General features: G+C 63.5%; 3 protein-coding genes. All 3 read right to left on the bottom strand.

The window, feature by feature from the left end; all coding sequences use genetic code 11:
* Positions 1–182: 182 nt before the first annotated feature.
* Genes PMI28_RS26845 through PMI28_RS26855 form a run of 3 tightly spaced genes read right to left on the bottom strand, consistent with a single transcriptional unit; the run spans position 183 to position 16,182 of the window.
* Positions 183–12,017, bottom strand: a complete 11,835-nt coding sequence (locus tag PMI28_RS26845; protein WP_007981743.1) for a non-ribosomal peptide synthetase — start codon at positions 12,015–12,017, stop codon at positions 183–185.
* The gene (locus PMI28_RS26850) at positions 12,014–15,112 is read right to left on the bottom strand and encodes a non-ribosomal peptide synthetase (RefSeq protein ID WP_007981741.1); all 3,099 of its coding nucleotides are present in this window, start codon (positions 15,110–15,112) and stop codon (positions 12,014–12,016) included. Before PMI28_RS26850 ends, PMI28_RS26845 begins: the two co-directional genes overlap by 4 nt.
* An 11-nt stretch (positions 15,113–15,123) precedes the next feature.
* Positions 15,124–16,182, bottom strand: a complete 1,059-nt coding sequence (locus PMI28_RS26855) for a TauD/TfdA family dioxygenase (protein WP_007981738.1) — start codon at positions 16,180–16,182, stop codon at positions 15,124–15,126.
* Positions 16,183–16,184: the final 2 nt, after the last annotated feature.

Genomic DNA, 16,184 nt, shown 5'->3' with positions numbered 1-16,184 from the left:
AAAACCTGTGGCGAGGGAGCTTGCTCCCGCTCGGCTGCGAAGCAGTCGCAAACCCGCACAAAGCGGTATGCCTGAAGAACCGCGACGGCCGGTTTTGGGGCCGCTTCGCGACCCAGCGGGAGCAAGCTCCCTCGCCACAGAGAAGCTGCCTCACCACTGGCAAGCTCCCTCGCCACAGATGATCAGCTTTGTGGCACCACCTCGCGGCCAAGCAGCGCCACCACCGCATCCAGACACTCATCCTGCTGCAGGATATCGAAGTGGCCGGACGTCACTGTTTGCACCTTGCGCAGCCGTGGTCGCTGGCGCTCGAGGGTCGCGCGTTCGGCCGTCGGGTTGCCATCGGCCCACCAGCAATGCAGCCCGGCTTGCGGAATCGGCAGGGTTTCGACCTGCCGCGACAGCGCCTTCAAGCGTGTGCTGACCATGAACGTCTGGGCCAACTCGTCGGCACCGAGCAGCGCGTAACCGCTGACCTGATCGCTTTCACCGTCGATCACCGCACGAATGATCCGCGCCACGGCATCGTGGTCCCCCGCCGACTCGGTACTCAACGCCCGGGCGATCACCTCGCCATCCATGCCCAAGGTTGCACCAAGGAACTCGACCAGATCCACACGCCACTCATCCGCAGTGGCGACGGCATTGGCCTGGGTCGGCACAAAGCTGTCCACCAGTCCGAGGAACGCCACTCGCTGGCCCTGCTGTTCGAACAAGTCACTCACCATCAACGCCAACGCCCCGCCCAGCGACCAGCCCAACAGGTGGTACGGCCCTTGAGGCTGTTTGCCGCGAATAGCCTCGACGTAATCACGGGCCATCTGCGAAAGCGACGAGTCATGCCACTGCCGGTCGAGCAACATCCGGCATTGCACGCCGTACACCGTGCGCTGACCTTCCAGACGCCGGGCCAACGGTTCGTAGTCGAACACCGTGCCGAAACCGGCGTGCAGGCAGAACAGCGGCGGTTGATCGTCCACCGCCTGATTGAGCAGCAACAGCGGTTGTGGACTCTGGTGCACGGGTTGCTCATCGACACCGGACAACCCGGCAATCGTCGGCTTGGCCATCATGTCGCGCAGTTTCAGCTGGAAGTCCGGCTGATTCAGGGCACGCACTTTCGAGATCACCTTGAGGGTGCGCAGCGAATCTCCGCCCAACTCGAAGAAGTTGTCGGTAATGCCGACCTTCTCGATGCCCAGCACCTGTTGCCAGATGTCCGCCAACGCCCATTCCAGCGGCGTGCGCGGGGTCACGTAGTCGCGACCGGTGAAGGCAGGATCCGGTAGAGCCTTGCGGTCGAGTTTGCCGTTGGGGGTCAGCGGGAAACGTGGCAGCACCACGACCTGCGTCGGCACCATGTAGTCGGGCAGGCTTTCGCGCAATGCCACCTGGCAACGCGGGCCGAGGCCATCGTCTTGCGCCGCCACCACATAGCCCACCAGTTGCGGCCCCTGGCCGTTGTCCCGCACCAGCACCAGCGCATCGTTGACCCCGGCCTGCTCGCGCAAGCGGGCTTCGATTTCCCCCAGTTCGATGCGGAAGCCGCGCACCTTGACCTGATGGTCGATACGCCCGACATAATCGAACACACCATCTTCGCGACGGCGCACCAGGTCACCGGTACGGTACAGGCGCCCGCCCTCGGCGCTGAACGGATCGGCAACGAAGCGCTCGGCGCTTTGCCACGGGTGACGATGGTAGCCGCGCGCGACACCCCGTCCGCCGATGTACAGCTCACCGACGATGCCCACCGGCAGCGGATTGAGGTCCATGTCCAGCACGTGCAGGCTGCGACTGCCGACGCCTTGGCCAATCGGTGCGTACATCGCCTGGCAGTGGCCGTCGGCGGCGATTTTCCACAGCAACGGCGTAACCACGGTTTCCGTCGGGCCGTAGCCGTTGACCAGGTATTGCGGCTTGAGTGTGTGCTTGACTCGCTCGAACGTGGCGTCCGGCACCGCATCGCCACCGAAGCAATAGATGCGCACCGGTGGCGGTTCACCGCCCTGCAGTTCGGCGTGCTCGGCCAGTTGCAGCAGGTACGCCGGCGGGAAGCAAGCGACGCTGATGCGCTGGCGATGCAGCACGGCCAGGGTCTGTTCGGCGGTCCACAAGGTGTTGTCACGAATGACCAGGGTCGAGCCGCTGACCAGCGCGGTGATCCAGCGTTCATGGGCGCCATCGAAGGCGAACGACATGAAATGCAGTTCGCGATTGTCCGGGTCCATTTCGTACAGCTCGGCGATGGCTTGCACGTGCATGCTCAACGGCCCATGGGCCACGGCGACGCTTTTCGGTTTGCCGGTCGAACCGGAGGTGTAGATCAGGTAGGCCAGTTGCTCGGCGTGCACAGCACGTTGCGGTGCCGACACCTCGACGTCGAGATTCAATCGGTCCACCGCGACCATCGCCGTACCCGGATTCAACTGCGCTGTTTCGCGCAGCCGTTCCTGGGTCAACAGCAGGCGCATGTCGCTGTCGGCCATCATGTAGCGCAGGCGTTCCTGCGGGTATTGCGGATCCAGCGGCACATACGCGGCGCCGCACTTCATCACCGCCAGCAGCGACACCACCAGCTCCAGCGAACGCTCCATGAACACGCCAATCACGTCTTCGGCCTGCACGCCTTGTTCCAGCAGGTGCACCGCCAAAGCATCGGAACGACGGTCCAGTTCGGCGTAGCTCAAGTGCTCGGCGTCGCGGTCGGCATAGCTGAGGACCAGCGCCGTGTGATCCGGTTGCAGTCGCGCACGCTGACGGATCAGCTCGTGCACCGGTGTCTCGTCACCGTCCGCCAGCATCGGCCGTTCGCCGTCCAGTGCCCGGCCTTCGTCCAGAGTCAGCAGGCCCAGCTCGCCGACGGCACGCCCGGCGTCTTCACACAGGCGCTGCATCAGGCTTTCCATGTGGCTGCGCAGGGTTTCGACGGTCGCCAGATCGAACTGATCGCGCTGGTGCATGTACTCGATGCGCAGCCCTTCATCGAGGCTGATCATCAGGTCCATGGCGAAGCTGGTCAGGCCGAAGTCGGAGACATCTTCGAAACGCAGCGAGTCGCCGTTCCACTCGCGCAGGGTGCGATCCACCGGCTGGTTTTCGAAGACGATGATGCTGTCGAACAACGACTGCCCGCCCTGCCCGGCCCAGCGCTGGATATCACTGAGCGGGGTTTGCTGGAAGTCGCGGATGTCGAGGTTGCAGGCCTGGATTTCACGCAGCCAGTCACCGACGCTCGCGTCGGTGGGCACCGTGTTGACCACCGGCAAGGTGTTGATGAACAGCCCGAGCATGTTCTCCGAGCCGTTAAGGGTTTCCGGACGCCCGGAAACGGTGGCGCCGAACGTCACCGTACGCTGGCCGGTGTAGCGCTGCAACAGCAGCAACCACGCGGCTTGCACCAAGGTGTTGAGCGTCACCTGTTGTTGCTGGGCAAACGCCTGCAAGCGAGCGGTCTGACTCGCATTGAGGTGCGTGTAGATCGCGTGATAACCGGTTTGCGGTGCCTTGACCGGCAAGGCGCGGGCCAAATGCGTGGCGCCTTCCAGATTGTGAAGCTTGCCCTTCCAGAACGTCTCGCTGGCTTCGGCGACTTGCTGGCCGAGCCAGTCGATGTAATCGCGATAGGCGGCCACCGGTTCCTGCGGGTCGCCGCTGTAATGACGCAACACTTCACCGATCAGGCGCGACACGCTCCAGCCGTCCATGAGGATATGGTGGTAGGTCCAGATCAGGCGATAGCGATCATCCTCAAGACGCACCAGCAGCAGACGCAACAAGGGAGCGCGGTTCAGCGAGAAGCCACGCTCGCGCTCCTCCATCGCCAGTTGGCGTACGCGCTCAGGTTGATCATCCAGCCCGCGCCAGTCCAGCTCGGTCAGCAACGCAGGCGCGTCACGCCGCACCACTTGCAGCGGCTCCCTGTCGCCTTCCCACAGGAATGCGGTGCGCAGAATCCCGTGACGCCGGGCGGCATCGGCCCAGGCCGCACGAAAACGCGCACCGTCAACACCGCGCACACCCACTTCGATCTGGTTGACGTACAGCCCCGAGTCGCCGTCCTGCACCGAGTGGAACAACATGCCCTGCTGCATCGGCGACAGCGGATAAACGTCCTCGACTTCGTCCGCCGTCAACTCCAACGCCTGGTACTGCGCTGCGCTCAGTTCGATTTTCGCTGCCGGTGCAACCACGGCCGGCACGGTTTGATCTGCCACGAGTGGTTGGGCAACTGTCGCCAGTTCGGCAATAGTCGGGTGACTGAACACATCCTTGGGCGAAATGCTCAAACCGGCCTTGCGTGCGCGGCTGACGGCCTGGATCGAGACGATGGAGTCGCCGCCCAGCTCGAAGAAGTTGTCGTGCATGCCCACCTGTGGCACTTCGAACAACGCCTGCCACACCGCTTGCAACGTTGATTCCACGGCATTACGCGGCGCGATGTATTCGCGCACTTGCTGGTCCGGCTGCGGCAATGCGCGGCGGTCGAGTTTGCCGTTGGGCGTCACCGGCAACTGATCGAGCAGCAGCATGTGGCTTGGCTGCATATGCTCGGGCAGCGCGTTGCGCAGGTGCTGCTTGAGTGGCTCAACGTCGGCTTGACCGACAACGTAAGCCACCAATTGCTTGGACTTGCCAACGTCCAGGGCGATCACCACGGCTTCGCGCACCTGTGGATGCGCCAGCAGGCAAGCTTCGATTTCCCCCAGTTCGATGCGCAAACCACGGATTTTCACCTGATGGTCGATGCGGCCGACGTATTCGATCACACCATCCTCACGGTAGCGTGCGAGGTCGCCGGTACGGTACAGACGCTCGCCCTGCTCACCGAACGGGCTGGCGACGAAGCGCTCGGCGGTCAGGTCCGGGCGGTTGTGATAACCACGGGCCAGGCCGATGCCGCCCAGATACAGCTCGCCCACACACCCCTGCACCTGCGGTTGCAGGCTGTCGTCGAGAATGCAGGTCACCAGGTTGGCAATCGGATAACCGATCGGCACGCTGAACCCACCGTCATCGACACAGGTCCAGTGGGTCACGTCAATCGCCGCTTCGGTCGGGCCGTACAAGTTGTACAGGCCAACGTTCGGCAAGACGCGGAACAGGCTGTGCTGCAAATCCGCCGACAACGCTTCGCCGCTGCACATGATCTGCCGCAGGCTGGCGCAACGCTCGAAGCCTTCGCCCTGGACAAACGCCTGCAACATCGACGGCACGAAATGCAGGGTGCTGACCCGGTACTGCTCGATCAGGCCGACCAGTTGCGCCGGATCGCGATGGGCACCCGGTTCGGCAACGACCAGCCGTGCGCCGGTCATCAGGGGCCAGAAGAACTCCCAGACCGACACGTCGAAACTGAACGGGGTTTTCTGCAAGACGGTGTCGCGACCATCCAGCGGGTACGCGCCCTGCATCCACGCCAGGCGGTTGTACAAGGCTTCATGGTGATTGGCCGCGCCCTTGGGTTTGCCGGTGGAACCGGAGGTGTAGATCATGTAGGCCAGCGATTGCAGCTCGACCACGCAGGGCAGGTTTTCTTCGCTCTGGCCTTCGAGTAACGGCGCCATGTCGTCCAGGCAGATCGTCGTGGTGGTGGCCGGGATCGGCAATTGCTGAAGCAGATGCCGCTGGGTCAGCAGCAGGTGTACGCCGCTGTCGTCGAACATGTGTTCCAGACGTTCGCGCGGGTAGTCCGGGTCCAGCGGCACGTAGGCGCCACCGGCCTTCATGATCGCCAGCAGACCGATCACCAGTTCCAGCGAACGCTCGGCAGCGATGCCCACCAACACTTCGGCGCCCACGCCCTGGCTGCGCAACAGGTGCGCCAGGCGGTTGGCCTGTTGGTTGAGTTCGCGATAACTCAGGGTCCGGCCGGCAAACACCAGGGCCGGAGCCTCCGGGGTTTGCAGTACCTGGGCTTCGAAGCACTGATAGACCGGGCGCACCTCCGGCCAGACTTGCGCGGAGCGGTTGAAACCTTCGACCTGCTGCGTCGTTTGCGCGGCATCGAGCAGGCTCAAGCGCCCCAAAGGCTGTTGCGGCGCACTGACCATGGTGTCGAGTAACGCCAGCAGACGTGAGCTCAACCCTTCGATGGCCGTGGCGCTGAACAGCGCCGTGTCGTAGTTGAAACGCAGGTCCAGGCATTCGCCCAACTCGGCGGCAATCGCCAGCGGGAAACTGGTCTGGTCATGGTGACGGATACCGGAGAACTTCAGCGCGCTGCTGTTGCCCTCCTCCAGCGCTTGCGCCACCGGGTAGTTTTCGAACACCAGCAGCGTGTCAAACAGCGCCTCGCCGGCATGACTGGCCCAGCGCTGTACATCAGCCAGCGGCGTGTATTCGACTTCGCGTAACTTGAGGTTGAGTCCCTGGACTTCATCGATCCATTGGCTGACCGTGCGTTCGGGGTGCGGCGTGGCGATCACCGGCAAGGTGTTGATGAACAAACCTATCTGCTGTTCGATCCCTGGCAACTCGCTCGGACGCCCCGACACCGTGGCGCCGAACGCCACCGTCTGTTGCCCGGTGTAGCGTTGCAACAGCAACAGCCATGCAGCTTGCAGCAGGGTGTTGGGCGTGACGCGGGCCTGACGGGCAAAGCCGCTCAGGCGTTCGGTGGTTGCGCGGTCCAGGCTCAGGTGCAGAGTGCGATGACCGTTGTCCTGCCCTGCAACCGGTGCCGGCAAGGCACCAGCCAAACGTGTCGGTTCGGTGAACGCCCGCAATTGCTCCAGCCAGAACGCTTCGCACGCGGCACGGTCGCGAGTACCCAGCCAGCCCATGTAGTCGCGATAACGGCCAACGCCCGGTGCGGGCATGTTTCCGGAATACCGCTGCAGCACTTCGCCGAACAACTGCGAGGTACTCCAGCCGTCCAGCAGGATGTGGTGGTTGGTGAAGATCAGGTGATGCTTGTCACTGGCGGTCTGTACCAGAGTCAGGCGCAGCAATGGCGCCACCGTCAGGTCGAAACCGCGCAGGCGATCTTCATCTGCCAATTGATCCAGAGCGCGGGACAAGCCCGTTTGATTGCGCCAGTCGAGCACGGTCAGCGGCAGCGTGGCGTCGGCCAGAATCACCTGCAGCGGCCGCGAGCCGTTGCTTTCGCTGAAAAATGCCGCGCGCAGGATTTCATGGCGCTCAAGCGTCTGCTGCCAGGCGTTGCGGAACGCCTCGACATCCAGGCCCTGCACATCCACGCGCATCTGCGGGACGTAGGCTCCGGCATCCGGGGCGAACAGACTGTGGAACAACATGCCTTGCTGCATAGGCGACAACGGCAGGATGCTTTCGATCCGGTTTGCCGCCAGCGGCAAGGCATCCAGCTGCGCCTGATCGACACTGACCAGCGGCACATCGCTCGGGGTCAGGCCGCCGGCACCGCTGAGGCAATGTTCGATCAGCCGTTGCAGTTCGCTGGCGTAGGCATCGGCCAGGCGCTGCACGGTTTGCGCTTTGAACACTTCGCCGCTGAAGGACCAACTCAGGCGCAATTGCCCGGCGAAGACCTGACCGTTGATGCTCAGGCCACGCTCCTGCGCGGCCGATGCACCTTGCTCGGCACCGCCGCTTTCCCGGGCCGGACGCCACGGAGCCTGTTCGTCGAAGCTGGCATCGAACTGACCCATGTAGTTGAAGGTGACTTGCGGTGATGGCAAGTCCTTGAGGCCAACGTCGGCCAGATACCGCAGGATGCCAAAGCCGATGCCTTTGTCCGGCACGGCGCGCAACTGTTCCTTGACCGCTTTGATGCTGCCGGCCAGATCGCTGGCCGGGGTGAGTTTGACCGGGAAAATCGAGGTGAACCAGCCGAGGGTGCGGGTCAGGTCGATGTCGTCGAACAGGTCTTCACGACCGTGACCTTCCAGCTTCACCAGAGTCGACGGCTGGCCGGTCCAGTTGCCCAGCACCCGCGCCAGTGCGGTCAGCAACAGGTCGTTGACCTGGGTGCGGTAAGCCGCCGGAGCGTCTTGCAGCAGTTGGCGGGTGAACGTGCTGTCGAGCACTGTTTCCACACTCTCAGTGTGCTGGCTGGCCAGGCTGCCTTGGGGATTGTCGGCTGGCAGTTCCAGCGCGACGCCGTGGTATTGGGCTTGCCAGTAAGCGGCTTGCGTCGCCAGTTCCGGGCTCTGTGCATGTAACTGCAAACGCGCTGCCCAGGCCTGATACGCGCTGGTTTTCAATGGCAGACGCAAGGGCTGAGCCTTCTGTGCCTGCTGGTAAGCCGTTTGCAAATCTTCGAGCAACAAGCGCCAGGACACCCCGTCCACCGCCAAGTGATGCACCACCAGCAACAGGCGTTGACCTGCGGCGCCCATGTCCACCAGCAAGGCACGCAACAGCGGGCCATCCTGCAAATTCAGGCTGGCCTGTGCGGCGTTGCACAACTCAAGCAACTCTTCGGCGTTCGCCGCCTGGCGCTGCCACAGCACATCGGCGCTGCACCACTGTTCGGCTTGCGCCTGTCGCCACACGCCATCCACCTGATGCCAGCACAAACGCAGGGCATCGTGATGCCAGCACAAACGCAGGGCATCGTGATGCTCCAGCAACGCCGCCAGCGCTTGTTGCAGGCAATCGCTGTCCAGCGGCTCACGCAACTCCAGTAGCAGCGACTGGTTCCAGTGATGGCGAGCATCAATATGCTGCTCGAAGAACCAGTGCTGGATCGGCGTCAGCAACACGTCACCGCGCACCGGCCCCTGATCGATGATCAGTCCCGCACTGCGCTCAGCGACTTTCGCCAGGCTCTGCACGGTCTGATGCTGGAACAGGTCGCGCGGGGTGATGCGAATGCCGGCCTGACGCGCGCGGCTGACCACCTGGATCGAGATGATCGAGTCGCCGCCCAGTTCAAAGAAGTTATCGTCGATGCCCACGCGCTCGAGCTTGAGTACGTCTTGCCAGATTGCCGCCAGCTCGGTCTGCATCTCATCCATCGGCGCCGTGTAAACCTGTTGCGCCAGCGCGGCGTCGGGCTTGGGCAATGCGTTGCGATCAAGCTTGCCGTTGCTGGTCAGCGGCCAATGATCAAGTTTGATCAGATGCGCCGGCACCATGTAGTCCGGCAAACCGGCCTGCAAGTGTTCGCGCAGGGACTGACGCAAATCCTTGTCGTCGCTGGTAGCGGTGAACCACGCGACCAATTGCTGGCTGCCGTTGACCTCAGGCGCCAGCACCAATGCTTGCTCGATGGCCGGGTGGCTTTGCAGGCGATCCTGGATTTCCCCCAGCTCGATGCGAAAACCACGAATTTTCACCTGATGGTCGATACGCCCGGCGTATTCGATGCTGCCATCGGCGCAGTACCGCGCCAGATCGCCGGTGCGATACAAGCGCGCCCCCGACTCGGCGGCGAACAGGTCCGGCACGAACCGCGTAGCGGTCAGATCGGCACGCTGGTGATAACCACGGGCCAGGCCGGCACCGCCGACGTACAGCTCACCAACGCAACCCTTGGCCACCGGGTTCAGGAGCGGGTCGAGCACGTACCAGCGCAGATCGCTGATCGGCTCGCCCAGCGGCGAGCTGTTGTTGCCATCGAGGTCGGCGCGGGACAGCGCACGGTAGGTCACGTGCACGGTGGTTTCGGTGATGCCGTACATATTGATCAGCAACGGCTGTCGATCGTCGAAAGCGTCGTACCACGGCCGCAGGCTGGCCACATCCAGTGCCTCGCCACCGAACACCACGTAACGCAGGGCCATGCTTTGCGCGTTGGCGCAGGCAAACGGTATCAACTGGCGGAAGGCCGAGGGGGTTTGGTTGAGTACCGTGACCCCCTCATCGCTGAGCAAACGGGCGAAGTCTTCCGGGGAACGGCTGACCGCGTGCGGCACCACCACCAGCTTGCCGCCGTAGCACAACGCGCCAAAGATTTCCCATACGGAAAAGTCGAAGGCATAGGAGTGGAACAGGCTCCAGACATCGTCCGCGTTGAATCCGAACCAATGCTCGGTGGCGCTGAACAGGCGGGTCAGGTTGCTGTGGGGCAGCAGCGTGCCTTTGGGTTTGCCGGTGGAGCCGGAGGTGTAGATGACGTAGGCCAGGTTCGCTGGAACGGTCAGGTTCGGCAAGTTGTCGGCACTGGCCTCGGACAGCCAGTCGCTGGCGTGATCGAGGCAGATCACTTCGATCTGTTCGTTCAAAGGCAGGCGCGGCATCAGAGTCGAAGCGGTCAGCAGCAGGCGCGTGCCGCTGTCGGCGAGCATGTAGGCCAGGCGATCCTGCGGGTAATCCGGGTCCAGCGGCACATAGGCGCCACCGGCCTTGAGGACCGCCACCAGACTGACGATCATCTCCAGCGAACGCTCAAGGGCGATACCCACCAGCACGTCCGGGCCGACACCACGCTCGCGCAGGCGATGGGCGATGCGGTTGGCGCGGTTGTTCAGTTCGGCGTAAGTGAGAGTGATGCCGTCGCAGGTTACGGCGATGTTATTCGGGTGCGCAATGGCCTGGGCTTCGATCAATTGATGAGCGCACAGCGGATTCGCCGGGGCAGCGGCATTCAGTTCGGCACTGCGGTTCCAGTCCAGCAACGTGGCCTGCTGCTCGGCAGGGTCGAGCATGTTCAGGTCCGCCAAAGCCACGCGGCTGTCTGTGCAGATCGCCTGCAACAGGTTCAGCCAGTGTCGGCCAAAACGCTCGATGGTCGCGGCGTCGAACAGCTCCGTGGCGTACACGAACGAAGCATGGATGCCGTCGTCACTCTCGACGGTGTCGAGCATCAAGTCGAACTTGGTGGTTTTTTCATCCCAGATCAGCGGTTCGACGCTCAGCCCCGGCAAGTCCCAGCGTTGCGGGCCGCCAGCGTCGCGCTGGTGGTTGAACATCACCTGAAACAGCGGCGTATGGCTCAGGCTGCGTTCCACGCCCAGGCCATCGACCAGTTGCTCGAACGGCAGGTCCTGATGGGCCTGTGCACCAAGTGCCGCAACCTTGATGTCGGCCAGCAATTGCACAAACGGCTGATCCGCCCGGGGCTGGCTGCGCAGCACCTGGGTGTTGACGAAAAAGCCCAGCAGGTTTTCCACGTCCTGGCGGGTGCGGTTGGCAATCGGCACGCCGACGCGGATGTCCTGCTCGCCGCTGTAACGATGCAACAATGCCTGCAATGCCGCCATCAGCAGCATGAACAGCGTACAGCCTTCGCGGTGGGCCAGTTCGCGCAGTTGAGCGGTCAACGTGGCGCAGACTTTCAGCTCGACACTGGCGCCCTGCTGGCTCGGGATCGCCGGGCGACGACGGTCGGTCGGCAGGTTCAGTGGCGGGTGCTCGTGGCCCAACTGCTCGCGCCAGTAATCGAGCTGGCGCTCGGCCTCGCCGGCCTCCAGCCACAGACGCTGCCAGCGGGCGAAGTCGGCGTATTGAATGCCCGGCTCCGGTAGCTGCGGGGCCTGCCCGGCACTCAGTTGTGCATAGAGTCGGGTGAACTCCTGCAACAGGATCGGCAGCGAGCCGCCATCGGTGACGATGTGGTGGAAGGTCAGCACCAGCACATGTTGCCGGGCATCGAGGCGGATCAACCGGCAACGCATCAACGGGCCGTTCTGCAGGTCGAACGGCTGCTCGGCGTTGAGGGCGATCTGGCGTTGCAGTTCGATGTCGTCGGTGGCAGTGACCTCGACCAGCGGGGTGTCCATCTGCGGGTGAATCTTTTGCAGCACTTGCTGTTCGTCGAAGACGAAAGTGGTGCGCAGCACTTCATGCCGTTGCACCAGTGCAGCCAAGGTCTGCGCCAGCGCGTCGCGGTTCAGCTCACCGCTCAGTCGGAAAGCGCCGGTCAGGTTGTAGGCGGTGGCCTGGGGCTGCATCTGCCAGAGGAACCACAAGCGCTGCTGCGCGTAGGACGCGGGCAGCGTGTCGACGGCGCGGTCCCGTGGCGGGATCGGCAGCAGTTCCAGGGTCAGCCCCTGGGCATGCATCTTCTGTTGCAACGCACGCCGGGCGTCTGCGCTCAAGTCGCAGAAACGCTGGGCCAGGGTCATCATTCTGTCCGGTGCAGCACTCATCGTGCGTGTTCCTCATCCACTTCGTCGAACAACGCTTCGAGGGCGTCTACATCGTTTTCCTGGTGTTCACTTTGCTGGCGGAACTGCTCGATTTGCGCCGCCAGGCGTTCCAGGGTGTCGCCGTCGAAAAACAGCTTGAGCGGGATCGCCAGGTTCAGTTCCTCCTGAATCCGCGCACGAATGCGCGTGGCCAGCAGCGAGTGCCCGCCGAGTTCGAAGAAACTGTCGTGTACGCCAACGCGCTCCACGTGCAGCGCTTCGGCCCAGATCGCCGCCAGGGCTTTTTCCAGGTCGTTGCGCGGCGCAACGAAGGCACTGCGGCGCACGTCGAGATCGAGCAAGGCCTGGCGATTGAGCTTGCCGTTGGGCATCAGCGGGAAGCGCTCCAGCACCTGCAAGCGCGCCGGCTGCATGTGCTCGGGCAGCGCCTCGGCCAGATGGCTGCGCAATTCATTGAGGCGAACATCGGCGGTGTCGGCCGGGGACACCACGAAGCCCAGCAGTTGCGGGCCGGTCGGGGTTTCCCGGGCTATGACGGCGGCGTCCTCGATGCCCGGCGCGCTGCGCATGGCAGCTTCAATTTCGCCCAGTTCGATGCGGAAGCCACGGATTTTCACCTGATGGTCGACCCGGCCCAGATACTCCAGCACGCCATCGGCGCGATAGCGCGCCAGGTCGCCAGTGCGGTACAGGCGCTGGCCCGCCGCCTTCGCGAACAGGTCGGGGACAAAACGCTCGGCCGTCAGCGTGGCGCGTTGCAGATACCCCCGGGCAATGCCGGCACCGCCGACATACAACTCGCCTTCGACGCCCACGGCCAGCGGTTGCAGGTCCGGACCGAGCACGTGGATGCGCATGCCGGCAATCGGCTGGCCAATCGGGATGCTGTCGTCGTCCTGGCCGAGCGGCGGCTCCCAGGCCGAGCACCACACCGTGCCTTCGGTCGGGCCGTATTCGTTGACCAGCGTCACCCCCGGCAACGCCTCGCGATGTCGCTGCACCAGCGCCTTGCTGCAGGCTTCACCGGCAACAATCACACAGGCCAGCGCCTGACGGTCGAGGTGCTCGAGAATCTGCGCGTGGTAGGACGGCAAGGTCAGATAGTGGGAAATCTCTTCGCGCTGGATCAACGCCGCCAGTTGCACCGGATCCTTGTAGCTGTCCTCGTCCGGCAGGCACAGGGTCGCGCCCTGCCCCAGCGCCCAGAAGACCCCGGCCACCGAGCTGTCGAAGGAGAACGACGAGAGCATCAGGAACGCGCGCAGCGGTTGTTGATAGAAAGCATTACGCGCCAGGGTCGAGGCCACGGCGTTGGCATGGCTGATCATCACACCCTTGGGTTGGCCGGTGGAACCGGAGGTGTAGATGACGTAGGCCAGATTGGCGCTGTCGCCCTGAGGCGCAGGTTCGGTTTGCGCGGCGGCCCAGACGTCGGCCCCCGGCAGCAGGGAAATTATCCGCTCATGACGCAATGCGTCCGGCAGCGGCTGGCAGGCCAGCACGTGGCGTGCACCGGTATCAGCAAGCATGAACGCCAGGCGCTCGATCGGGTAGTTCGGGTCCAGCGGCAAGTACGCAGCGCCGGCCTTGAGCGTGCCCAACAAGGCAATGACGATTTCCAGCGAGCGCTGGCCGTAGACCGCAACGACCTGCTCCGGCGCCACACCCTGGGTGCGCAAGGCATTGGCCACCTGATTGGAACGGGCATCGAGTTCGGCATAGGTCAGGCGCTGACCGCTGACACTCACGGCGGTGCGTTGCGGATGCAGGCGTGCCTGTTCGCCGAACAGCTCTTGCAGGAAACGGCACGGCAATGCCTGCCCGGCAGCGTCCGGATTGAAGCCATCGATCAATCGGCTCAGTTGTGCGTCATTGACCAGACTCGCCTGAGCCAGGGTCAGTTCGGGCATCGCCAGCAATTGGCTGCTGAACTCGACAAACTGATCCAGCCATTCGACCAGTATCGATTCGGGCAGCGCACCGTCAAGACACGACACCTGCAACCGATCGCCCTGCACGCGCAGGCGCAGGACTTCGGGGTTGCCGTCGTCCACCTCGATACCGGCTTCGATGGCGGCCTGATAGACAAAGCCATAACGCAACGGCGCGCTGCCTTCGGCGCTCAGTTCGAATTCGTTGAGGCAGTCGAGCCAGGACAGCGACTGTTCAACGCTGGCGGTAAAGGACGCCAATGCTTGCGCCAGGGTTTGATTGCCGCGGTGATCAAAGGCCACCGGCAAGCGACGGGCGAAACGGCCCAGGGTCGCTGCGGTTTGCTCGTTGCGCCCCTCGACCTGCCAACCCATCAGCAATTTTTCTTGTTGGCCGATGCGGGCGACAAATGCGCTCCACAACAGCAAGACCACCTGCTCGGCCTCGACACCGAGGTCGGCGGCGGACTGTTGCACACCGGCAAACCATTGCTTGTCGATGAGCACGGCCTGACGGCGAGCAAGGGAAACCTCGGCGGCTTTTTCAAACGGCAAGCGATGGGCCACGGCGAATTGCTGTTGCAGATTGCGCCAGAACGCCGCGCCTTGGTGGCCAATGTCTTGCTCACGCAGCTCTTCCTGCCACGTGGTGTAGTCCAGGTATTGCAGCGCGTCCTCATCGTCGGCCAGGGTTTCACCGCGCAACAGGCAGCCCAGCTCACTCGCCAGCACCCGCAGTGATGTCTCATCGAAACTGCATGCCGGGGTCAGCAGGGTGATGAAATGCTGCCCTGCTTCGCCTTCGACCTGCGCTACCACCAGCGCGAGATTCGAATCTTCAACCATGACTTCGCGGCTGCGGCTCAAGGCCTCGGCCACCGAAGGCTGGTTGCCCGGCAATGCGAGCGGCAACCCATCGCACAGGCTCTGCACCGGCCACTTCATGCCCGGCAAGCGGCGGTACAGCGTGCGCAATATTTCATGGCGCTGACCGAGTGTTTCCAGAGCCCTGCGCAGCGCCTGGGCATCCACTGGCCTGGCGACCGGCAACGTCAGTGCGGCGAACAGCGGCTGGCCGCCCAGCTCCTGGGCACGCAAATAAAAGGCCTGCTGGGCCGAAGTCTGAAATACGTCTACCGAAGGTTCGAGGGCGGTGGTGTTCATGTCGGGTGTCCTTATTCCTGATCCAGGTCGGCGCTTTTCTGCGCGATGGCCATGGCCGTGAGGATTTTTCTGTAGCCGGTGAATTCGTTACGCGCATGCACGCTGAGGATGTTGTCCAGCAGGACCACGTCGCCTTTCTCCCAGGCGAACTCGACCATCACCTCGCGGTAGATGCCTTGCAGGTGGCGAATCACCTCGTCGGGAATCGGCGAGCCGTCGCCGAAAAAGGTGTTTTGCGGCAGGTCTTGCGGCCCGAATTCACGCAGCAGGTTGTCGCGGATACTGTCCGGCAAAGTCAGCGCGTTGAAGAACGTGCCGTGGTTGAACCAGATGCGCTCGCCGGTCAGCGGATGGCGGACGATGGCCGGGCCGTTCTGCCGGGTGCGCAGGCGGTTACCGGACTTCCATTCGGCCTGGATACCGATTTTGGCGCAGTAGGCTTCGACCTCGGCGCGGTCCTCGCTCTGGAACACGGTCTGCCACGGCAGCCCCATGCCATCGCCGTAGTTGCGCACGTACATGATGCGTTTACGGGCAAACTCTTCGCGCACCGGCGGGTCGATTCGCGCGAGGATCCGGCGGGTATCGCCAAACGGCGTTTCACCGCCGGTGGCCGACGGGGTGTCGCAGTAGAAATACAGGTGACGCGGGAACACCGGCGAATACGAGTGCTCGTTGTGCGGGAAGATTTTCTCCGGCGCCGGGTAATCGGTGGAGCTGTAGATCTTGAACTGACCGCTGATCTGGGTCCGTGGCGAGGCGCGGAACAGGTACTCCAGGGCACCGCCGGAAATCGCATCGACGCAGCGGTTGAACTCGCCGATATCGGCTACCTGGAAACCACGGAACAGGATCACCGCGTGTTCCAGCAGCTTGCTTTCGATCAGTGCGCGATTCTGGTTCGCCCATTCCACCAGGCTCACGCCGGACACAGCAGGACGGCACACCAGCGGCATGCTGTGGCCTTCGAACATCGGCGCAAAACTCACCAGCCGCGTCGGATCGGTGGACAGGCTTTTGCGGGCACCACGACCCAACTTGGGAATGGACCTGGTCGTTGAAACGCTCATAA

The sequence above is a fragment of the Pseudomonas sp. GM48 genome (assembly GCF_000282335.1).
In the GTDB taxonomy this organism is placed as follows: Bacteria; Pseudomonadota; Gammaproteobacteria; order Pseudomonadales; family Pseudomonadaceae; genus Aquipseudomonas.
This window is presented reverse-complemented; position numbering and strand designations above follow the sequence as displayed.